Source organism: Methanobrevibacter intestini, assembly GCF_047402955.1.
GTDB lineage: Archaea > Methanobacteriota > Methanobacteria > Methanobacteriales > Methanobacteriaceae > Methanocatella > Methanocatella intestini.
The window spans coordinates 1363585-1384264 of record NZ_CP187956.1 but is presented as its reverse complement, the minus strand read 5'-3'; the positions used below and the strand labels follow the sequence as shown (position 1 = coordinate 1384264).

Below are 20680 nucleotides of genomic sequence, written 5' to 3'. Positions count from 1 at the left end.
AATAGTTATACAAAATCTGGAGAATATTGAAATGATACAGGAAATAGAAAATTCAAGAATTCCAAAAGGCAGAATAGACTTAATTGGATTTGGAAGATTAGGATTAAGAGTTGGAATCCATTTAATACAAGTACACAGAGGCGGGCCAAAAGAAATTGGAGTTTTCGATGGGCAAAAGATAGATGGTGGAGATATTATTTTTACAATGAAAGGTGCAAAAGTCGGAGAATATAAATCAGATTTCCTAAATAAATTATGCACCCATGATGAAAGCTTTAGAAAAATCATCAGCGTTTGTGAAGACATTACTCCAGATAATCTGGATTTAATTAAAGGAGATGTAGTTGCAATACAGATAGCTGGGGGAAATACAATACCAATTGCTGCTAAAATTATAAAACATGCACAAAAAAGAGGTGCTAAAACAATAAGCACTGCCGGAATATTTGGATTTGGAGATGAAACTGTGGAAGTAAGAGATATTTCAGAATTTGAAGACAACCCTGCAGTAGATGAGCTTAGAAAAGAAGGAATAACCGAAAACCATCTAATTGTTACTACAAATAAATTGTTAAGAGACAAAGAGCCAATTACTCCATATACATTAGATGAAGTTGCAAAACAGATAACAAAAACTTCTTTAAAATTATTGAAGGATTCATATGATTAAAATAGCTACAGCAGAATGTTTCACGCATGGAAAAATAGGCAGAGAACTTCATGCAATAGCTCAGGGATACACAGGTAATTTTGGGAGAGATTACGTTGAAAATCCTGAAAGCTACGGAAATTTTAACTACAATGAACTTAGTGTAATATGCAGTCTTTTTATACCAACTATTGAAGCTGTAAAAAGTGTTCTGCAAATTGAAAATCCTCCGGAACCTACAACATTAATTAAAGGAATCAAATGCTACAATGAAGCAGAAGATAAAAAGGTCAGCAAAATTATGGCTGAAGCTGTAAAAAAAATAACTGATTGTGATATAGCTATTGGAACTACTGCAGGAATCGGAAGAGGTGGAATATCTATTGTAACTAATGATTATACAATTATAACAACCAGTGATATTGCTAGTGATTTAAGAGAAAACAACAGCGAAGAATTATTCCAAAGACAGGAAAATGGAATTGAAAAATGTGTAAAAATCCTTTTATTTCTTCTAAATGATGATTTTGATTCTATTGAATCTATGAATAATATAAAAATTATAGAAAAATAAATTATCAAAACTTTTTTTATAAAATTAATTAAGAAAAATAGTTTTTAAAGAAGCCTTAGGGGGGATTCGAACCCCCGACTTCCACCTTACCAAGGTGGCGCTCTACCGGCTGAGCCACTAAGGCAAAATCGAGAAAAAAATACAGTTTTAAAGAATAGTGCAAGGGAAGGGATTCGAACCCTCGAAGGCCTATACCAGAGGATCTTAAGTCCTCCCCCTTTGGCCGCTCGGGCACCCTTGCATATGATTTACATACAATATAAGATTGTATCTAATACTATATAAATGTTATGTTTCAGTCATTAAATTAAACAAACATAACTAAAAGTACATAGAAAAGATATATTAATATTGAGTTAATTAAATATATAAATATTACGGTTTTATAATATTAAATTAAAAAATTGGTGTTTACCTTGAAAATCGATAATGAAGAATGTGGAGTTTGTGAAGACTGCATAGACGTATGTCCTGAAGAAGCTATCATAAAAAAAGCATTTAAAGTTGAAATTAATGAAAATAAATGTGATGACTGTGGAGAATGTGTAGACATTTGTCCAGTAGGTGCTATTTTTGATGAATAACCAAGGATTTTGAGATTATGAAAAAAGGAATATTAAATAAACTTACAATTGTTGACTACATTATAATTATCGCAGTAATATGTGCAATTGTTTTTGCATTTATCCATATTACTACTGATGATTCAGATGATGTAAAAACATCTTCATATGACTCATCTACAATGAATAAAATAGTTGAAAATTATTTGAAATTATATATGGAAGGAAATATAGTAGAAACAACTGTCAGCGGATATAATGCAAGTACTGGAGAATCAGTTGAATTACATGGAAATATAACATGGATTGATGATGATAAAGGATCAAATGTCAAAGTATTAATCAATTCAAATGGAAAAGAATACCTAGCAGGATTATACAAAGATATTCCTAATGCAGACATTTATATAGATACTATTTCTCTTGAGAGTGACGGAAATAAATTTAACAATTTAACAGAAGTAACAATTAATCCGGAAAATATTACTTCATTAAGTGATTTAATTTCAGGAATTGACAACAATACCGATTATGAAATTACAACTACGGTATCAGTTGATGAATTAAGTACAATAGATTATCAAGATTTATCTAACAACCTTTATTCACATGATAAAAGAATATCCCTAAAAGGATCAAATACCGGATTATACAACCAATTAATTATAACTAGAGCAACTAGCGAAGAAATAAATCTTGCAGACAATATTTTAGGAAATTTTGATGGTAAAACAAGCCCAATAACAATTAGAATTTATGACTGCAGTGAACAAGACTTAAAAACTATTGAAAATAACTATAATGTTACAAATATCAAAACATTTTAAGATGTGTAGCTTATGAGCTTAATATATGCAAAATTAACATCAATTGTAAATAAAATATCACAGCTGTTTCATGAATCCCTTTTATTTACAATTATTTTTTCAATTTTAAATTATTTTGAAAAAGCATGGGTCAATAGCTATTTTAAAGGACTTTATCCTGGTGAAAACTTTTTAGGATTTATTAAAAAAAATAAAATATTAAATTCACAAGTATTTAATCCGCTGATTGTGCTTATTGTATTTGGAGTCTTTTTAATATTGTCTATAAATGCTGTTTCAGCTAGTTTAGCTATTACACTAGCTATTGCATTTATTGCATTTTTTATAGGCTCTGCAATATTGCCAAGATACTTCTTAAATAAAGACTTCAAAAAACCGGCAATCCAATTTAAAAGTGAAGATTTGTATTCAATCGGATTCTGCCTTGTTTTAATAAGTATATTATTCTTTTTTGTAAGTGTAGCGTCAGTTGGCGGAATTCCAATTCTTAAAACCTCTTTAAGATATCAGTTAAAACCTTTATTTACAATGCCTGTGTTTTTAATAATTCCAGGAGTCTGTATACTGGCAAGTGTTTATTTAAAAAAATTTCAGGAAAACAAAATCACCCGTTCACAGACAAGATTTAGATTCCTGATTTTGATAGTCATCAGCAGTGTGTTTTTATTGGCTTTAGGTTACAGGACACCACTACTTGCAGTATTACTTATCATGATAATTATGGGTTACTATGGAAATATCTTAGCTGTGTGGGAAGTTGTGGTAGGTGCCCTAATTGGTGTATGTGCAATTATAGGAATCGGCTATTTCAGATCAGTTGAAGAATATACAATCACTTCAGCTACCAATCCTTTTTACACATTAGAAAGCAGGGCTGATTTTACATTAAATGTATTGAACCTCCTTGATTTTATTGGAGGAAACTTTGGAGTAACACATGGAAATGTACTGGCCAGTTCCATACCCGGAAGTGACCTTGGACCAAGAATGATGATTGGAAAATTAATAGCCTGGAGAACAGAAGTTACTGTAACACCAACATTAATTGGACAAATGGTAATTGACTTCGGTAAAGTCGGAGTAGCTGTTGAAATGTGCGGACTTGGATTTATTTTAGGTATTGGATATAAAATAATGAAAAAAACCAATGACTTTGCATACACTGGACTCTACAGTTTACTTTTAACATATTCAATTTTAGGTGTTGAAACAGGAATATTAGATATTCAGGTTTTATTATACTTTGCAGTAGCTATTTTTATTTATTTAGCATTTATTATTAAATCAGATAAATGCTAATCCTACTATTTTTTAATAAAAATCTTTATATACTAAATGTTTTTTAATATTATATACTATTTTATGAAAAAATCCCCAATTATTGGAGGTTTTGGTATGTCTTTAGAAAACATAAACAATAAAATACAATTTAACAAAGAAAACCTGAAAACAATATACTTGGCAGGAGGCTGTTTTTGGGGCGTTGAAACCTATATATCACGAATATTGGGAGTATATAAAACAGAAGTCGGATATGCAAACGGGAACACAAAAAATCCAACTTATGAAGAAGTGTGCAACTTTGATACGAAACATGCAGAATGCGTAAAAGTGATTTACTCACCAGATTTCATATCCCTAAAAGAGTTATTGGAAGAATTTTTTAAAATAATAGATCCGACTGCAATTAATCGACAAGGCCCAGATATAGGAACACAGTACAGAACAGGAATTTATTACACAGATACTGCAGATAAGCAAATAGCTGAAATGTTTATTGAAGAAAAACAGTTAAACTATTCCAAAAAAATAGTTGTTGAAGTAATGCCTTTAACTTATTTTTATCCCGCAGAAACCTACCATCAGAAATATTTGGAAAAAAATCCTAATGGCTACTGCCATATTGATTTAAGCAAACTTCCGGCAATTGATGAATCTTTAGAAAAATTAAAAATAAAGGAAAATATCAAAAAGTTGGATCATATTGAATATGAAGTTACACAAAACAGTGCTACTGAACTTCCATTTAGCGGAAAATACAATGATTTTAATAAAAAAGGATTGTATGTCGATGTTGTAAGTGGTGAAGCATTATTTACTTCCCTGGACAAATTCAACTCAGGATGTGGTTGGCCTTCTTTTTCAAAACCTCTATTAAAAGACAACATTAAAGAAATAAAAGACACCAGTCACAATATGATTAGAACAGAAGTGAAAAGTAAAAAAGCAGATTCTCATTTAGGCCATGTATTTAATGACGGACCCTCAGAATTGGGAGGCATGAGATACTGCATCAATTCCGCAGCTTTAAAATTCATAGCTTTTGAAGATTTGGAAAAAGAAGGTTATGGAGAATATATCAAATATTTTGAAAAGTAAATTAAGTATTACTTTTATCAAAAAATAATATAAAATAGTAATACTTTAATAACCTTTATATAAGACAATTCTCCATAATTATATATAGTATCATGATAAAAACAACTACAAAAAGGTTATTTCTTGAATAAGTAGAGAATACATGATATTTTAATAAATCAATACAAATAAACCAATTAAAGTAATACTTTTCTATAATTTCTTTAAAAAAAAGTATTACTCAATATAGGAAAATGGAGGAAAAAATATGCATATACCTGATGGATTTATACCATGGACACAATGTGCAATATACTATGTTATTTTAATTGTAGCTCTTTATTTTGCAACAAAATGGGCTAAAAAGAACCTTGATGACAAACATGTCCCACTTATGGCAATACTTGCTGCAGGAATCTTTGCAATCATGTCTATGAATATGCCAATACCATTCGGAACCAGCGGACACATGGTTGGTGGATGCTTAGTGGCATTAGTATTCTGTGCTCCGGAAGCTGCAGTTTTAGTATTTACTATAGTATTACTTATACAGGCATTAATTTACGGTGATGGCGGACTTACTGCCCTTGGAACCAATGTATTGAATATGGGAATAATTGGAGGATGTGTTGGATTATACACATTTAAAGGATTAAAAAATACAATCGGAAAATACCCTGCAGTTGGAGTTGCTGCATGGTTAGCAACTGTAGTAGCTGCAGCAGCAGCTGCTGTTGAACTCGCAATAGCTGGAACATTCCCACTTACTTTAGGAATCTACTCAATGGTATTATACCATGTGTTTATAGGAATTATCGAAGCTGTTTTAACTGTAATTGTAATAATGGCTTTAGAAAAATACAGACCGGATTTACTTATGTGGAACAAACAATCACAAGGGGGAAAATAAATGAATCTTAGTAAAAAAGACGGATACTTAATAATTGTAGCAGTTATTATCTGTATTATAATTAGCTGTTTATCCCCATTTATTGCCTCTGGAAACCCAGATGGTCTTGAAAAATCTGCAGAAGATGCTGGATTAGCTGAAGACTATGGTGTTGACGGATTAAATGAAATTTACTCATCCCCATTCCCAGACTACACTTTTGAACCATTAGGATCACTTGGTGAAATTGGAGTCCTCATTTTAGGTGCTGTAATATGCCTTGCAGGAGGATTTATTGTTGGAAAAATTATAGAAAAAAGAGGTTAAATTTATAACTTCTTTTTTTCATATTTTTTACTATATTTTAGAAATTTTTTGGAGATTAATAATTGGCAGACATTACTCAAACACTTAAGTTAGATGATATTGCATCAGGAGATAGCATAATTCATAACTTAAATGGACCTGTAAAACTAATTTCAGCAATTATAATCATTGTTTTTACTGTTTTCTCACAGCAGATTATTGTTCCAATAATAATGGAAATATTTTTACTGCTTATTTTATATTTATCAAAAGTGTCTATAAAAGATGCATTTAAAAGAATAGTATTATTGCTGCCTTTTGGTGGAGCTATCATAATATTTCAACCATTTATCCATCCCGGAAATGTACTTTGGGCATATTCATGGATGCAAATAACTGATGCCGGGCTAAACTGGGCGATTTTATTATTCGGAAGACTGATTACATCACTTACAGCTATCGTACTTTTATCTTCTACAAGTCCGATGCAGGAAATTGTGGCATCATTTAGAAAATTAAAAATGCCAAAAGAGTTAGCTATGATTTTAAGTATTACAGTAAGATTTTTATTTGTATTTATTGATGAATTAACAACTATCAGAAATGCTCAAAAATCCAGAAACTTTAATATTCATTCCAAGTTAGTTCCTTACAGATGGATAGTAAGGCAAGTTGGCTATACAATAGCTATGATGTTTTTAAAATCTTATGAACAGGGAGAAAGAGTTCATAAAAGCATGATCAGCCGTGGATTTTCAGATACTTCCCAGCTATTCAATGAAAAAACACAGCTTGAAAAATCAGATTACATTTATTTAATTTCCATAATAACCCTCATGATTGTTATTGAAGTTATATTATACAAGTACACAAATCAGTTAGGTTATTTAGGAATGAAACTTACAATTAATTAAAATTAGGAAAATAACATGACAAATATACAATTATCAACTGAAAACTTAAGTTTCACATACCCTGACGGTACACAGGCTTTAAAAAATATCAATATCGAAATTGAAAAAGGAGAAAAAGTAGCTATTATCGGACCTAACGGTGCAGGAAAATCAACACTTTTCTCACACTTCAACGGTTTGACAGAGCCTACCTCAGGATGTGTTAAAATAGAAGGAAAAGCTATCTCTTTTGAGAAGGATGAACTGCTTAAAGTTAGACAAAAAGTTGGAATTGTATTTCAAGACCCAAATGACCAGCTGTTTGCACCAACAGTTAAAGAAGACATTGCTTTCGGACCTATGAATTTAGGTTTAAGCTACGACGAAGTGGAAAAACGTATTGAAGATGCACTGAAAATGGTTGGAATGGAAAATTATGAAAACAAAACCCCCCACCATTTAAGTGGAGGACAGCAAAAAAGAATAGCTATTGCCGGAATAATAGCTATGAAACCTGAAATAATGATTTTAGATGAACCAACAGCGGGACTTGACCCTGATGGAGTAGAAAAAGTTCTGAATATCATGAATCAGCTTAATAAAGAAGGAATGACCTTAATCATTTCATCTCATGATATAGATATGATCAGCAAATATGCAGATAAAATATTTATTCTTTATAATGGTGAGATAATTGAATCCGGAAATAAAAACCAAATATTTTCAAATAGAGAATTATTAAAAAAAGCTCATTTAAGAACACCATTAACAACAGAAATATTGTACAATTTAAAAGAATCCGGTTTAAATGTTAATACCGAAAAAATAAGCGTTGCAGACACATGTGCAGAAATTATAAAAGCTAAACAAATTAATGAGTAGCTTTTTTTCTATTTTTAATTTTATCTTTAAGTTTTATAATAAAATCAAATTCTTCATCCAGTTCTGGTGAGTTACCAAATCCACAATTAGGGCAATGAACAGATTGACATCCGTGTTTTCCACAACCAGAGCAGCCCCTGTTGGGAACATTATTTTCGTCAAATTCATATCCGCACATTCTACATTTCATAAAAATCATCCAGAAAAAATAAAAATTAAAGGGTTTATTCTACTATGATGTTTTTAGCTTCTTCTTTACGAAGACAAACATCATATCCTTTAATTTTGAATTCAATAGGATCGCCTAAAGGTGCAACTTTTTGGATTTTAATTTTTGAACCTCTAACGAATCCCATACCTAATAAATGTCTTTTTAAATCAGTGTTTCCACCATCATTATATTTTACAATAGTTACTTCGTCACCAGCGTTCACATCTAATAAAGATTTTACCATTTTATCAACTCCATGACATATCTATAAAAATTTAGGCTTACCTAAAATAAAGTTTTTTAGTTATACCTAATTAAAATCTAATCTAATATTTAGAAAAAATAGTATATAAATATTTAGGTAATCCAAAAATAATATAAAAAATTATTTGGAAGGAGATTTTCCTCCCACTTTTTTATTTTTAGGGATCCTGATACCCCTAATACCACTTTTACTACGCAAAATCATCACCTAAGCAAAACCCAGTAACAAACCGCCTTGATATATTATAAGTGCTACAATATAACCGGTTGCTAATGTGATAACAGACATAGTTAACGGCCATTTCCAACTGTTGGTTTCCTGTTTGATTGTACCGATAGCCGCGAAACAAGGAACATACAGCAGTACAAATGCCATAAATGCATATGCTGAAAGCGGAGTGAACAATTGATGAACAGCTGCATCAATACCCGAACCCTCTTCTTCTACACCGAACAGTGAACTGAATGTAGATACAACAACCTCCTTAGCAACTAAACCAAATAAGATTGCTACAGCTGGTTGCCATTCTCCGAAACCAAGAGGAGCGAAAATTGGTGCTATTGCAGTACCTATTTGACCAATTGCACTTTCCTGAGATCCGTATTCAACACCAAATGGTACACTACTTAAAACCCATACAATAATGGATGCTGCAAGAATAATAGTTCCTGCTTTTCTAAGGAATCCTTTAGTTTTATCCCATGTATGTAATAATACACCTTTTAAGGATGGAACTTTATATGTTGGAAGTTCCATAACAAATGGGGAAGACATTCCTTTAAACATAGTTCTTTTAAGAATAGCTGCAACAATAAGTGCAACAACGATTCCCAATAAATAAATTGAGAATAATACCTGACCCTGATTTGCAGCGAAAAATGCTGAAATTAATAATGCATATACCGGTAATCTTGCAGTACATGACATGAATGGAACAAGCATCATGGAAAGTAAACGATCAGATTCGTTTTCCATTGTTCTGGTAGCCATAATTGCTGGAACACCACAACCAAATCCTAAAATCATAGGAATAAAAGATTTACCATGAAGACCAACTAATTTATGCATAACTCTATCCATAACAAAAGCAGCTCTAGCTAAGTAACCGCTGTCTTCTAGAATACTTATGAATAAAAACATGATGATAATAATTGGTAAAAAGGTTAATACTCCACCTACTCCTCCAATAATACCGTCAACAATAAAAGATGAAAGTACTGAATCACCTAATACTCCGCCAATTGCTTCACCTAATAAACCAAAACCTTCATCAATCAGATCTTGGAAAGGTGCTCCAATTGTAAAAGTAAGCTGGAACATAATATACATAATAACTAAAAATATAGGAATTCCTAAAATTCTGTTAGTTAAATATTTATCAATCTTATCAGATACTGTTGGTTTTTCCACAGCAGGTTTACTTACTGCTTCATTCATAAGTCCATCAATAAATGCATATCTCGCATTAGCTATTACTTCTTCTGCACCTTCATTATAAATATCTGCTAAGTGTGCAGCTACTTTATCAGTTTCTCTCAATATTTGAGAAGCATTTTTAGATTTTTGAACTTTTTCTATTACAATAGCATCCTTTTCCAATAATTTTATTGCTGTCCACATTGCTGGAACGTCAGTTAAATTACTGTCTTTTTCAATTAATGATTGAAGATCTCCTAAATGTTCTTTTAATTCAGGGCCATAAACCAATTTTTGAGTGGTGTCAATATGTTTATTTGCTACTTTTTTAACTGTAGACAATAACTCATCAAAACCATCTTTATTTTTAGCATTAATTTCAACAACTGGAAAACCTAATAACTCAGCCATTAATTTAATATCAATAATATGTTCTTTTTTCTTTGCAAAATCATTCATATTAAGAGCCATTACTAAGTTTGCACCTAATTCCATCATTTGAACAGTCAGATACAAATTACGTTCTAAATTAGCAGCATCCACCACATTAACAATCACATCAGAATCATCATCTACAATGAAATCCCTTGAAACGATTTCTTCAATAGAATGAGCACTTAATGCATAATTACCAGGTAAATCAACAACATCAAAGCGAGTAGCATCATAATCAAAATGACCTTCTGCCCTTTCAACAGTTTTACCGGGCCAGTTACCTACATGCTGATGCATACCTGTTAATTGATTGAATACTGTAGTTTTACCCACATTCGGGTTTCCTGCTAATCCTACAATACATTCTTTCATTAACCATTCTCCTATTTTTGTTAGAACGAATTTTTATTAAAAATTCTATTTTATATTAATTAAATAAAAATTTAAATTTAGGCATACCTAAATTTAAGTTTAAAAATTTATTATAATTTATCAAATATTTGCAACTTAAAAATAAGGCTTGCCTAAACCTACACTTAACTTTTGTTTTAATGCTATTTAAATGTTTAGGTAAGCCAAAAATATCGAAGAATTTATATACTATCCAATAACAATAGTTATATTAATTATTAAAAGTAAGTAAAAAGTTTAGGCGTACCTAAAAAAATAGGAAGCTTTATATACCACAACAACTAACCTAATACATAGTGGTGTAAAATTAGGCACACCTAAATTAATAGGATCCCTAAATTACAACTACTTAAAAAAACACATTATTAGTCAAATAATAAAACTCCAAAATTATATTAAATTGGTTTTCACAATTTTCTAATTTAATATAAAAAAACATGGAAACAACACTGCCAAGTTTCCATGACAAAAAAACACAGGGTGTTTAAAAAAACATGAATTCTTAGATTTAAACACCAATTATCTCTTTTTAAAAAACAATTAAATTTTATCTGAAAATTTTAGGCATGCCTAAAAAAATGAAAACATTTATATACCACAACAACTAACCTAATACATAGTGGTGTAAAATTAGGCACACCTAAACTTATAGGGTCCTAAAATTACAACTACTTAAAAAAACACATTATTAGTCAAATAATAAAACTCCAAAATTATATTATATTAAATTGGTTTTCACAATTTTCTAATTTAATATAAAAAAACATGGAAACAACACTGCCAAGTTTCCATGACAAAAAAACACAAGGTGTTTAAAAAACATGAATTCTTAGATTTAAACACCAATTATCTCTTTTTAAAAAACAATTAATTTTTATCTGAAAATTTTAGGCATGCCTAAAAAAATGAAAACCTTTATATACTATCACGAACTACAGTATAACTGGTGATTGAAATTAGGCATGCCTAAATTTATTGGGATCTTAATTTAAAATTACCTATATCAGTCAAAATAAAATGAATATGGTCTCCAAATAGATATTAAATTAAAACAATCCACTCCCTAATTTAATATTTTACCTCCATATTATTTTCCTCAAATTAGGTGTTTAAAATCGGACAAACATCAATTTAAACACCTACTTCTCTCTTTTTAAAAAATTAATTTTATTTTTATATATGAATTTTTGGTAAACCTAAAAAAATAAAAACATTTATATACTATCATGAACTACAGTATAACTGGTGATGAAAATTAGGTATACCTAAAAATATCTAATTTGAAATTACTAATGTGTTGTTGGTTTAAAACCATATTACTACACTCCGATTGTTATTAAATTAGTTTATACTCTCTTTCTCTAATTTAATAAAAAGCATATAACTACTCTCACGAAATTAAATATGTATTATCATATTTAATTTCACCTATCAAATAAAATATTTATTTTTAAGATTAAACAGAATAATCAAAGTATATGGAGATGATCTTATGGGTGTAAGACCAAGTTGTTGCGAAGCACCAAAAGAAGAAACAAGCAAAGTAAAAAAGAATATTAAAAAAGTATTTAATTTCTTCTTCGGATGCTGCAAAAATAAAAAATAAAAAATTATAAAAATTATTTAATTTTATTATAAACTTTTTTTAAAATATTTCAAAAACTAAACAAAACCATTATTTAATAGCATTATTTTAATAGAACTAATACAATAAAGGCTTTTTTTAAAAAAAATATAAACAATAAACATGATAAAAACAGAATAAACATTTAAGTATAATGAAAAAGATAAATAAATTACAATATTAATAAAATTTTAAGTAGGCGTAATATGAGAAGAAGAAAAAAATTGATTATCGCCATTTTACTTGTTATTCTAATTGGATTAATATCAGTAATTGCCGGTGCATTATTCTTACCACAGGACAACGAATTAGCTCAAGGTTCAAAGAATATACTTGTATGTGCAATTGATGAAAGTGAACCAAGACCTGGAATGGGTGCTTGTGATATGGCATTTATTGTATCACTACAAGATGGTGAACTTGTCAATTATACTGAAATATATCCTCATGGAATGACTCACCCTAATGCTTCAGAGCCACAAGAAGCTCAAGAACAAGGAGCTGGCGAAAAATTGTTACTTCATGATTCCTTCTGGGATAATGACACTAAAAAATCAATGCAACTAGCAAAAGAAATTGTAGAATACAATACTAGTGAAAATATTGATGCTGTTGTAGCTGTTAACAGTGAAGCATTAGATGCAATATTGAAAAGTGCTGGAACATTAGATGTTAATGGTACTCAAATGAATGCAAGTGGTATTGACCTAATAAGAGAAGAACAATATAATGGTGGGCAAACTAGAGGAGCTGCAGTAATGGATATTGTAAAAGCTGCAGGTCACGCAGCAAGCGACCCCATTAAAAAAGCAGAAATGATTAATGCTGCTTTAGACCAATATTCAAAAGGAAATATTGTAATGGAACCTCAAGGAGCATTTGTAGGTTTACTTGCTTCCAAAGGAATTAATAATTTAATATAATGGAAATTACTTTCATTATATCCTTATTTTTTAAAATTTAAACAAAATTAAATAGCATATTTTCAATTTTTATAAGAAAACTTTATATATAATGTAAACTAATTTTTACATATGTAATGTATATATTACATATTTTATTTTTTAAAATCCTGAATTTTAAATCAAAATTACAGCAGGTATCACTTCCTACTTGCCATATATGTAAAATATATATTACATTTACAAGTTATAAAATAGCTAATAACAAAGACCCTACTGCTATTACAAAAAGGTAATACTATGACAGAATACATTATAGAAACAAAAAACCTAACAAAACGCTTTGGAAAAGATATTGCAGTTAATTCAATTAATATGAAAATTGAAAGGGGGAAAATATATGGATTACTTGGCAGAAATGGAGCTGGAAAAACTACAACTATGTGCATGCTTCTAAATCTGTCAGAACCAACATCAGGTGAAATTAAGCTTTTTGGAGAAGACTACAAAAAACACCAAAAAGAAAATTACTCCAAAACAGGATCCATAATTGAAACTCCAGGATTTTACGAAAACCTCAATGCAGTTGAAAATTTAAAGATAATAGCTAAATTAAGAGGCAATTACAACAGAAAAACAATAGATGAAGTTCTGAATCTTGTCTGTTTATATGATGCAAAATATAAAAAATTTAAAGACTTTTCTTTAGGCATGAAACAAAGATTGGGAATAGCTGCAGCTATAATGCACAGTCCTGATTTGTTGATTTTAGATGAACCTATAAACGGACTGGATCCCGTTGGAATTAAAGAAATAAGATCCCTTTTAAAAACATTGGCGAATGACTACGGAACAACAATTCTTATTTCCAGCCACATCCTAAGTGAAATTGAACATATTGCTGATGTTATCGGCGTTATGGACCATGGAAATCTCATTGAAGAACTGTCTAAAGAAGAACTGGAAAACAGATTAAATAAGTATGTTGATTTTGAAGTTTCAGACATTCAGCTAGCTTCAGAAATTCTTAAACAAACAGGATTTAGAGAAAACATTGATTTTGCAGTTAAAAAAACTCCAGAAAATACTCTTTTGATCCGTTTAATTAGTCATTTGGATTCAAGAGATGAAATTAATGAAGAGTTTGTCAAATCCGGGATTAAAGTATCAAAATTAATATTATGTGAAGAAAACCTGGAAGAATTCTTTACAAGACTCATAGGCAATGATGTACGTTTTTCATAGGTGATTATTATGATAACATTTATTCAAAGTGAACTTATAAAACTTAAACATTCAAAAATATTCCTGCTGACTGTTCTTGGAGCACTTACATTTCCGTTCCTGCTTTATTTAAGTTTAATCAGCGGAACTGCTGACGGATTCGAAAGTATGCTTCGGGCATGTAATCAGTTTACAGGATCAATGTTTAATATTGTTCTTTTTGCAATTGTAGTTTCATACATATTTGGAAGGGAATACACAGAACATACCTTAAAAACAATGATGACAATTCCCATATCCCGTGGAAAATTCATTTTAGGAAAATATCTGATGTTTTTCATATGGACGATGATTTTAGTAGCTATTACATTCTTATCCACATGTATCTTCGGATATCTTGGTGGAGTCAACCATATAACACTAACAGGAGCTATTGGATGCTGTAAAGAAATATTTATTACAAATATTTTGTTATTTTTAAGTTTCACCCCATTTGTGTTTTTATCATTGATTGTGCCGAACATGGTAGCTGCAATGGTTACAGGGGCTGCATTCAGCATTGGAAATCTCATGATTTCTTCAACCAAGTATGCTCCCTATTTTCCGTGGAGCAGTTCATATCTAATCGGAGCAAATGAAATAGCCAACTATTCCTGCAGCACAGCAACTTCACTAGCTATTATATTAGCAGCATCTGCGGCAGGAACAATAATTTCATACATCTACTTTACAAAAAAGGATGTTTACATTTAAACATCCTTTAACAGAGGTTTTTACAATGATAACACTTATTCAGACAGAATTTATAAAACTGAAACATTCAAAAATATTCCTGCTGACCGTTCTTGGAGCACTTAGCATTCCTGCTTTACTCTATATTGCTCTTCTTACAGGAGAATATGCAACATTTCAGGGTCTGCTTGACTATTGTGCCACTTATGCATGTGCACTGTTTTATATAATCATATTTACAATCACTATAGCTTATCTTTTTGGTAGAGAATACACGGAACATACTTTAAAAACAGTATTAACTGCTCCACTATCTAAAACAAAACTGCTGTTTGGAAAATATCTGATGTTTTTCATATGGACATTTATAATCACTACAATTACATTTACAGGCACTGTACTTGCTGCATACTTCGGCGGAATTTCAGATATTACACTGTCTGCTGGATTAAATAGCTATAAGGAAATGTTAATTTCAGTGTTTTTACTCTGTTTAAGCTTTTCTCCATTTGTATTTCTTTCACTGGTTATGCCAAATATGGTTTTTTCAATGGTTACAGGTGCTATATTCAGTATTATAAACTTATTTGTTTATTCAACCAAATATACTCCATATATTCCATGGTGCAGTCCTTATCTGATCGGATCAAATGAAATATCCAACTATTCCTGCAGCACAGCAACTTCACTAGCTATAATACTGGCCACATTTGCAATCGGAATGACAATTTCATATATCTACTTTACAAAAAAGGATGTTTGCCTATAAACATCCCTTTAAATTTTTGGCTCCATTTTTTTAATGAACAAAGCCATGAAAACTACAATCAACGGGAAAAAGAACATATACATTATGAGTACCATTTCTCCAGATACAATATCCCCCACAACTGTTGATGCTGCCATTAACATGATTAAAATTATAACCGGAGCCAGAATAGCCACAAAAGTATAAATCAGAATAAAACCATTTAATTTTTGAGAGTATTCTTTTAGTTTAATCTGCATATCAAATGAAATATCTTCAGCAATCACATTTAAGCTGCCGGCTAAATTTCCGCCAACTCTCAAAGTTCCTACAATCTGATGAACTGCTCTTGACAAACCCTCTGATGATACTCTGCCTGACATTTCCATTAATGCATCTTCACTTGATTTACCATATTTGATTTCTTTTAAAACTCTTTTAAACTCCCCTGAAAGAGATCCGTAATTTGCCATAGATACAGTAAGCAATGTATCATGCAATCCTTTTCCTGCCTTTAGTTCAGTTGCCATATGCCTTAAAGCATAAGGCAATTCAAAATTCAAATCATCATATTTATGTTTCTGACTGATTTTTGGAAAATACAGCATAAAAATATAAATCATAACCATTAACGTTAAATAAATTCCTGCAATTTCAAATTCTGCAGTTATAAACAATATGAAAAATATTAAAACCCCAATAGCTATTGCTTTTTTTCTTAAAAAATATTTCAAGAATACTTTTCGTGATTTATTTAACAGTTTATTCTGGGATTCTTTTTGTTTTTTGACTTCAGTGAAATTAATTTTAGCAAATAATTTGGGATTTAACTCTTTTTTTACTTTATTTCTTTTAGGAAGTTTTATATTTTTAAAATTGAAATTTTTAAAAAAGTTAAAAATATCTAAAAACACATCAGCTACAATTATAAAGAAATTGCCAAACACATTATCACTGTCCAGTCAATAAAATTCTATTTAAAACCTTTTGAGGGTCCAGATAATACATCTCCAGAACAGTACTGACATCTCTGATTGAACTGATATTCTGATTAACCATATGCTGCAAAACAATTTCACGGTTTTTGATTTCTTCATGAAGACTGTTTAAGGAATTTCCACTGACTTTAGCTATTTCAGCCAATGTTTTACTGGCAATTCCCACATTTTTAATTGTATCACTTTGAGGATCCCATTCAAAAATTTTGTTTAATTGAACTACACCTTCCTCTATTCCAGACACTTCAGCAACTTCACTTATTCTTCTAAATGACACCCCATCCGGTTTATAAATTCTGTTCTGCATTATTATAAAATCAATAGCTGAAATCATAATATTCGGAACAGACATTGGAGCATTTGTTAATCTTGTGATTGTTTCTCTTGCATCATTTGAATGAAGTGTTCCAAATCCGGAATGTCCTGTATTTAGTGCTGTAAAAAGTGTAATTGCTTCACTTCCTCTAACTTCACCAACGATTATTCTGTCTGGCCTTTGTCTTAGTGAGTTTTTAACCAGATCATTCATTGTTAATTCACCTTTGTTTTCAACATTTGGAGGTCTGGTTTCCATTCTAATGACATGTTCATGAGGTATTTGAAGCTCCAGAGTGTCTTCAATTGTAATTATCCGCTCTTTCGGATTTATAAATGAAGATAATGCATTTAATGTTGTGGTTTTTCCTGAACTGGTTCCCCCGGATATTATTGCATTAGCTGATTTTACTCCCAAACCGTCAAAACACAGCCAGAAAAATGCTGCAAGTTCAACTGAAATTGTTTTTGAATTTATCAAATCAATTATAGTTAACGGATCTCTTTTAAATTTACGTATTGTCATTGACGGACCGTCTGCTGAAATTGGAGGAATTGTTGCATTAACTCTTGAACCGTCCAACAGGTGACCATCTAAAATTGGTGATTCCTGGTCTATTCTACGATTTATCTGTCTGGCTATGGAATCAATCAGGTTCATCAGCTCATCAGCATCTTTAAACAGAATATTCGTTTTCATCATACCGTATTCCCTATGATAAACAAAAACCGGCTTATTCATACCAATTACCATAATCTCTTCAAGATTATCATCACGAATTAAGGGGTCAATTTCACCATAACCTACAAGATCCTGAAACAGCTTTCTTGCTAAGTTGTCTAAATATTCATTTGAAATGTCATTATTTTGAGAGTTGTTTGCCAACTTTGCAAATAAAAAGTTCTTAATATCATTCAATAGCTTGTCTTCATTTACCTGAAGAGATTCATCAGATGATATAGCTAAATCAACTAAATTTTCACGAAGTTCACTTAAAAGAAGTTTTTCCTCAGAAGAGTATTTTTGTTTAAAAACATTATATTGTGGTACAACATCAAAATTGCCCCCAATACTGCCAAATTGCTTTTTAATTATATTATTGTTCATATTTACAACCTAAAACGATTTTAAATCTATTTTAGACATTAGTAATACTAATTAATAAATTTTTTATTACTTTCCAAATAATAATTACATACTAACATCAATATACAAGAATATGACACAAAACTGCTTCTGTGGAAAAAACTGTATTACAACAAAAGAAAACATAGCTGACAAAATAGCTGATTTAAACCCATGTGAAAAGTGTGAAGACATTACAATAAAAAAATTCAGTCCAATAAATGAATTAATTGACTTCAATAAGCTTGATTCAGATTATAAAAAATGCGAATGCGGAAAAAGGCCTATTGACATTGTAATGAGCCATATTCTAAAAATAATGATTGAAGAGGAAATAGTTCCTCAAAATGCAACACTAAGAAGGCACAGCCCGATTCCACTTCCAAGCTTTTATTATTCAACACAGATGGCACAGTTTATAGGCAAGGATTCAGTAATTTTAATCCACCCTGATTTCAATAAAAAAGTTGCCGAAAGATTAAACAATGAAGTAGATGAAGTAAAAGGAGTTTTAAAAGGAAATCCTCAAGAAGTAAACGGCATGATAAACAAAGATTCCCCTATAAAAAACTTTGAATTACTCTCCGGCTGTGATAAGCGTTCAGATGTTATGAGAACACTTATTAAAAATGAGGCAGAACTGGAAAAAATAATTATAAACAAAAATCAGCACCAGCACCATATTGAAGTAGCACCAACAACAGAAGAAAAGCTGATTAAGCTTCACAATTACCTGGAAAACAGCAATGTCAAAAAAGGAATAGCTATTGATGGAATGTGCGGTAACGGATCAATTGGAATCTATTTGCTCAAATACGGATTTGAAAAAGTAATATTCAATGATATTTACAGCGAAGCTATTGAAAATCTGAAATTTAATCTTGAAGTTAATGAAATACTCGGAAATTATGAAATTTACAATAAAGCATTTGAAGATTTGGAAGTTGAAAAATGTGATTTGTGTGTAATTGACAGCTATCCCCAGACAGATATTGAAGAAATTATCAAAAAAGCCGAGAAAATAGCTGACAATGTATTAATAATCTAAATAAACATTTGCATATAAATTACAATAGCTGGAATTATTAAAACTCCCATCAGATGAGATTTTCCAACTCCAATATAATGAGGCAGCATTCCAAGAGCAGTTGATGTAATTAAAGCCAGCACCATATAAAAAATCGGGGCTTTATAATATAATGTGAAAATGTATAAAATCCCAATTTGTAAAATAATCACAGCTACTGATAATTTACGATAATCAACTCCACCCATTAACTTTGAAAAAGAGTCACCTAATTTTAAACATAGAACCAAAGATATTGAAACTGCTATCAATGATGCAAAAATAAAGATCATCAGATGGTTAATGGACATGTCTGAAATTAAATAAGACATATAAACTGCAATGCCGCTTCTGGGATTTCCAATTATATAAATTGCCATTAAAGAAAAAAGACAATCTGAAATATTCAAACCTGAAGTAACCAGTAAAAAATTAACTGTATCATCTTCAGAATTATCATTTGTACCGCTGGCTGCCTGAGCTATTACAGTTCCCTGAGCAGGACCGAAACCCGGAAGGAATCCCAAAATAGCTCCTGTAATTCCTCCGGCAAAAATGCTTTTAAATTTATTTAAATCTATGTTTAGCTCATAAAAATTGTTCTGATGAGGAATAGTTGAATTATCATTTAAACTAAATAAAATAGTACTTATTCCAAATAATCCTGAAAAAATACACATCAAGGAAACACCTGATGAAATTGGAGTCTGAAAAATAGTCCATCCCAAAATTCCTGAAAGTAAAAACAGGAGTAATGACCATGCAAAGTCTCTTTTTGAGTTCGTAAGTGCATAAGTTAAATAAACTGAAGCTGAGAGCAGAATAATCCAAGTGTATGGCTTTGTAAGCTCATGTAAAAAAGGCAAGGTTATTGCAAAAACAGGCATCATCAAAATTGTAATTACAATTGCCCCAAATCCCCCAATAGCCACTATTCTTATAACTTCCTTTGACCTTCCCTGCAAAACCATTCTATGGCCGGGAAGAACAGATGTTGCAGTTCCTTCCTGTGGAACTCCTAAAAGCATTGAAGGTACAAATTCAGTTAATGCATGAGCTACAGACATTGATACCATTAAAACGCATAAAAATTCCGGAGATAGAAACCCTAAAAGAAATGCAGATGATGCAAACAGTATTGCGCCGGCAGTATTGACATGAATCCCCGGAATCATTCCAGTTAAAGTTCCAATTGAAATTCCTATAAAACAAGCAAATACTAATTCTAACATAGCTATTGATTAAACTAACTATAATTTATACTTT

21 protein-coding genes and 2 tRNA genes are annotated in these 20680 nt (G+C 30.7%); 15 read left to right on the top strand and 8 right to left on the bottom strand.

The features are described from left to right. Positions 1-31 precede the first annotated feature (31 nt). Positions 32-670, top strand: coding sequence for a UBA/THIF-type NAD/FAD-binding fold protein (locus ACMC9J_RS06340; protein ID WP_019267727.1), 639 nt, complete (start codon positions 32-34; stop codon positions 668-670). Beyond that, positions 663-1223 carry a UPF0254 family protein gene (locus tag ACMC9J_RS06335; protein WP_427003078.1) on the top strand — a complete coding sequence of 187 codons (561 nt, stop codon included), beginning with the start codon at positions 663-665 and terminating at the stop codon, positions 1221-1223. The genes ACMC9J_RS06340 and ACMC9J_RS06335 overlap by 8 nt, the downstream gene beginning before the upstream one ends. Before the next feature lie 51 nt (positions 1224-1274). Here ACMC9J_RS06335 and ACMC9J_RS06330 read toward each other — a convergent pair. Both ACMC9J_RS06330 and ACMC9J_RS06325 read right to left on the bottom strand, forming a co-directional pair. Beyond that, positions 1275-1347, bottom strand: a tRNA-Thr gene (locus ACMC9J_RS06330). 34 nt (positions 1348-1381) lie between these two features. Beyond that, positions 1382-1464: transfer RNA gene (locus tag ACMC9J_RS06325), tRNA-Leu, on the bottom strand. Between the two features lie 175 nt (positions 1465-1639). Between ACMC9J_RS06325 and ACMC9J_RS06320 the strand changes: the two genes are divergently transcribed. The 8 genes from ACMC9J_RS06320 (at position 1640) to ACMC9J_RS06285 (ending at position 7941) form a co-directional block, all read left to right on the top strand. Continuing rightward, on the top strand, positions 1640-1807 hold the full coding sequence (locus ACMC9J_RS06320) for a 4Fe-4S binding protein (RefSeq protein WP_019264507.1): 168 nt from the start codon (positions 1640-1642) through the stop codon (positions 1805-1807). 17 nt (positions 1808-1824) lie between these two features. Next, positions 1825-2613 (top strand): adhesin, encoded by a 789-nt coding sequence (locus ACMC9J_RS06315; protein WP_304159337.1) that lies wholly within the window; start codon positions 1825-1827, stop codon positions 2611-2613. 12 nt (positions 2614-2625) lie between these two features. Continuing rightward, positions 2626-3912: an oligosaccharide repeat unit polymerase family protein gene (locus ACMC9J_RS06310; RefSeq protein WP_019264509.1), complete on the top strand. Its 1287-nt coding sequence runs from the start codon at positions 2626-2628 to the stop codon at positions 3910-3912. A gap of 36 nt (positions 3913-3948) precedes the next feature. After that, positions 3949-4992, top strand: coding sequence for a peptide-methionine (S)-S-oxide reductase MsrA (gene msrA, locus ACMC9J_RS06305; protein ID WP_427003077.1), 1044 nt, complete (start codon positions 3949-3951; stop codon positions 4990-4992). A 247-nt stretch (positions 4993-5239) separates the two neighbouring features. After that, positions 5240-5881, top strand: a complete 642-nt coding sequence (gene cbiM, locus ACMC9J_RS06300; RefSeq protein WP_019264511.1) for a cobalt transporter CbiM — start codon at positions 5240-5242, stop codon at positions 5879-5881. Further along, positions 5882-6187 carry a PDGLE domain-containing protein gene (locus ACMC9J_RS06295; protein ID WP_019264512.1) on the top strand — a complete coding sequence of 102 codons (306 nt, stop codon included), beginning with the start codon at positions 5882-5884 and terminating at the stop codon, positions 6185-6187. A 62-nt stretch (positions 6188-6249) separates the two neighbouring features. After that, positions 6250-7080 (top strand): cobalt ECF transporter T component CbiQ, encoded by an 831-nt coding sequence (cbiQ, locus tag ACMC9J_RS06290; RefSeq protein ID WP_019267733.1) that lies wholly within the window; start codon positions 6250-6252, stop codon positions 7078-7080. Positions 7081-7095: 15 nt separating this feature from the next. Next, positions 7096-7941 carry an ATP-binding cassette domain-containing protein gene (locus tag ACMC9J_RS06285; RefSeq protein WP_427003076.1) on the top strand — a complete coding sequence of 282 codons (846 nt, stop codon included), beginning with the start codon at positions 7096-7098 and terminating at the stop codon, positions 7939-7941. Here ACMC9J_RS06285 and ACMC9J_RS06280 read toward each other — a convergent pair. The 3 genes from ACMC9J_RS06280 to feoB form a co-directional block, all read right to left on the bottom strand. Beyond that, complete coding sequence (locus ACMC9J_RS06280) at positions 7931-8131, bottom strand: hypothetical protein (RefSeq protein ID WP_019264515.1); 201 nt, start codon at positions 8129-8131, stop codon at positions 7931-7933. The two genes, ACMC9J_RS06285 and ACMC9J_RS06280, sit on opposite strands and share 11 nt — an antisense overlap. Positions 8132-8165: 34 nt before the next feature. Beyond that, entirely contained in the window at positions 8166-8396 is a 231-nt protein-coding gene (locus tag ACMC9J_RS06275) for a FeoA family protein (protein ID WP_004032343.1), read from the bottom strand. A gap of 228 nt (positions 8397-8624) precedes the next feature. Then, positions 8625-10640, bottom strand: a complete 2016-nt coding sequence (gene feoB / locus ACMC9J_RS06270) for a ferrous iron transport protein B (protein ID WP_019264516.1) — start codon at positions 10638-10640, stop codon at positions 8625-8627. Between the two features lie 1869 nt (positions 10641-12509). On the opposite strand from feoB, the gene ACMC9J_RS06265 reads away from it, so the two are divergent. The 4 genes from ACMC9J_RS06265 to ACMC9J_RS06250 all read left to right on the top strand — a co-directional run bounded on the left by ACMC9J_RS06265 (position 12510) and on the right by ACMC9J_RS06250 (position 15930). Next, the gene (locus ACMC9J_RS06265) at positions 12510-13226 is read left to right on the top strand and encodes a DUF4012 domain-containing protein (protein ID WP_019265660.1); all 717 of its coding nucleotides are present in this window, start codon (positions 12510-12512) and stop codon (positions 13224-13226) included. Positions 13227-13505: 279 nt separating this feature from the next. Further along, on the top strand, positions 13506-14450 hold the full coding sequence (locus ACMC9J_RS06260) for an ABC transporter ATP-binding protein (RefSeq protein ID WP_427003075.1): 945 nt from the start codon (positions 13506-13508) through the stop codon (positions 14448-14450). Between the two features lie 9 nt (positions 14451-14459). Further along, entirely contained in the window at positions 14460-15182 is a 723-nt protein-coding gene (locus ACMC9J_RS06255; RefSeq protein ID WP_427003074.1) for an ABC transporter permease, read from the top strand. Positions 15183-15207: 25 nt separating this feature from the next. Further along, positions 15208-15930: an ABC transporter permease gene (locus ACMC9J_RS06250; protein WP_427003073.1), complete on the top strand. Its 723-nt coding sequence runs from the start codon at positions 15208-15210 to the stop codon at positions 15928-15930. An 8-nt stretch (positions 15931-15938) separates the two neighbouring features. Here the strand turns inward: ACMC9J_RS06250 and ACMC9J_RS06245 are convergent, their stop codons facing one another. Then, entirely contained in the window at positions 15939-16856 is a 918-nt protein-coding gene (locus ACMC9J_RS06245) for a type II secretion system F family protein (protein ID WP_019267739.1), read from the bottom strand. Between the two features lie 4 nt (positions 16857-16860). Then, a complete protein-coding gene (locus ACMC9J_RS06240) occupies positions 16861-18330 on the bottom strand; it encodes a CpaF family protein (RefSeq protein ID WP_427003072.1) in 1470 nt (489 codons plus the stop codon). Positions 18331-18442: 112 nt separating this feature from the next. On the opposite strand from ACMC9J_RS06240, the gene ACMC9J_RS06235 reads away from it, so the two are divergent. Then, complete coding sequence (locus tag ACMC9J_RS06235) at positions 18443-19396, top strand: SAM-dependent methyltransferase (RefSeq protein ID WP_427003071.1); 954 nt, start codon at positions 18443-18445, stop codon at positions 19394-19396. On the opposite strand, the gene ACMC9J_RS06230 is transcribed toward ACMC9J_RS06235, so the two are convergent. Continuing rightward, a complete protein-coding gene (locus ACMC9J_RS06230; protein ID WP_427003070.1) occupies positions 19393-20646 on the bottom strand; it encodes a tripartite tricarboxylate transporter permease in 1254 nt (417 codons plus the stop codon). The genes ACMC9J_RS06235 and ACMC9J_RS06230 overlap by 4 nt on opposite strands. Positions 20647-20680 lie beyond the last annotated feature (34 nt).

Bases quoted from the DNA above. Each gene is read 5' to 3' on its own strand.
- ACMC9J_RS06235 (WP_427003071.1), top strand. From the start codon at position 18,443: ATGACACAAAACTGCTTCTGTGGAAAAAACTGTATTACAACAAAAGAA.
- feoB (WP_019264516.1), bottom strand. From the start codon at position 10,640: ATGAAAGAATGTATTGTAGGATTAGCAGGAAACCCGAATGTGGGTAAA.
- ACMC9J_RS06315 (WP_304159337.1), top strand. From the start codon at position 1,825: ATGAAAAAAGGAATATTAAATAAACTTACAATTGTTGACTACATTATA.
- ACMC9J_RS06280 (WP_019264515.1), bottom strand. From the start codon at position 8,131: ATGAAATGTAGAATGTGCGGATATGAATTTGACGAAAATAATGTTCCC.
- ACMC9J_RS06285 (WP_427003076.1), top strand. From the start codon at position 7,096: ATGACAAATATACAATTATCAACTGAAAACTTAAGTTTCACATACCCT.
- ACMC9J_RS06260 (WP_427003075.1), top strand. From the start codon at position 13,506: ATGACAGAATACATTATAGAAACAAAAAACCTAACAAAACGCTTTGGA.
- ACMC9J_RS06310 (WP_019264509.1), top strand. From the start codon at position 2,626: ATGAGCTTAATATATGCAAAATTAACATCAATTGTAAATAAAATATCA.
- ACMC9J_RS06340 (WP_019267727.1), top strand. From the start codon at position 32: ATGATACAGGAAATAGAAAATTCAAGAATTCCAAAAGGCAGAATAGAC.
- ACMC9J_RS06335 (WP_427003078.1), top strand. From the start codon at position 663: ATGATTAAAATAGCTACAGCAGAATGTTTCACGCATGGAAAAATAGGC.
- ACMC9J_RS06230 (WP_427003070.1), bottom strand. From the start codon at position 20,646: ATGTTAGAATTAGTATTTGCTTGTTTTATAGGAATTTCAATTGGAACT.
- ACMC9J_RS06250 (WP_427003073.1), top strand. From the start codon at position 15,208: ATGATAACACTTATTCAGACAGAATTTATAAAACTGAAACATTCAAAA.
- cbiM (WP_019264511.1), top strand. From the start codon at position 5,240: ATGCATATACCTGATGGATTTATACCATGGACACAATGTGCAATATAC.
- msrA (WP_427003077.1), top strand. From the start codon at position 3,949: ATGTTTTTTAATATTATATACTATTTTATGAAAAAATCCCCAATTATT.
- ACMC9J_RS06295 (WP_019264512.1), top strand. From the start codon at position 5,882: ATGAATCTTAGTAAAAAAGACGGATACTTAATAATTGTAGCAGTTATT.
- ACMC9J_RS06265 (WP_019265660.1), top strand. From the start codon at position 12,510: ATGAGAAGAAGAAAAAAATTGATTATCGCCATTTTACTTGTTATTCTA.
- ACMC9J_RS06255 (WP_427003074.1), top strand. From the start codon at position 14,460: ATGATAACATTTATTCAAAGTGAACTTATAAAACTTAAACATTCAAAA.
- ACMC9J_RS06240 (WP_427003072.1), bottom strand. From the start codon at position 18,330: ATGAACAATAATATAATTAAAAAGCAATTTGGCAGTATTGGGGGCAAT.
- ACMC9J_RS06275 (WP_004032343.1), bottom strand. From the start codon at position 8,396: ATGGTAAAATCTTTATTAGATGTGAACGCTGGTGACGAAGTAACTATT.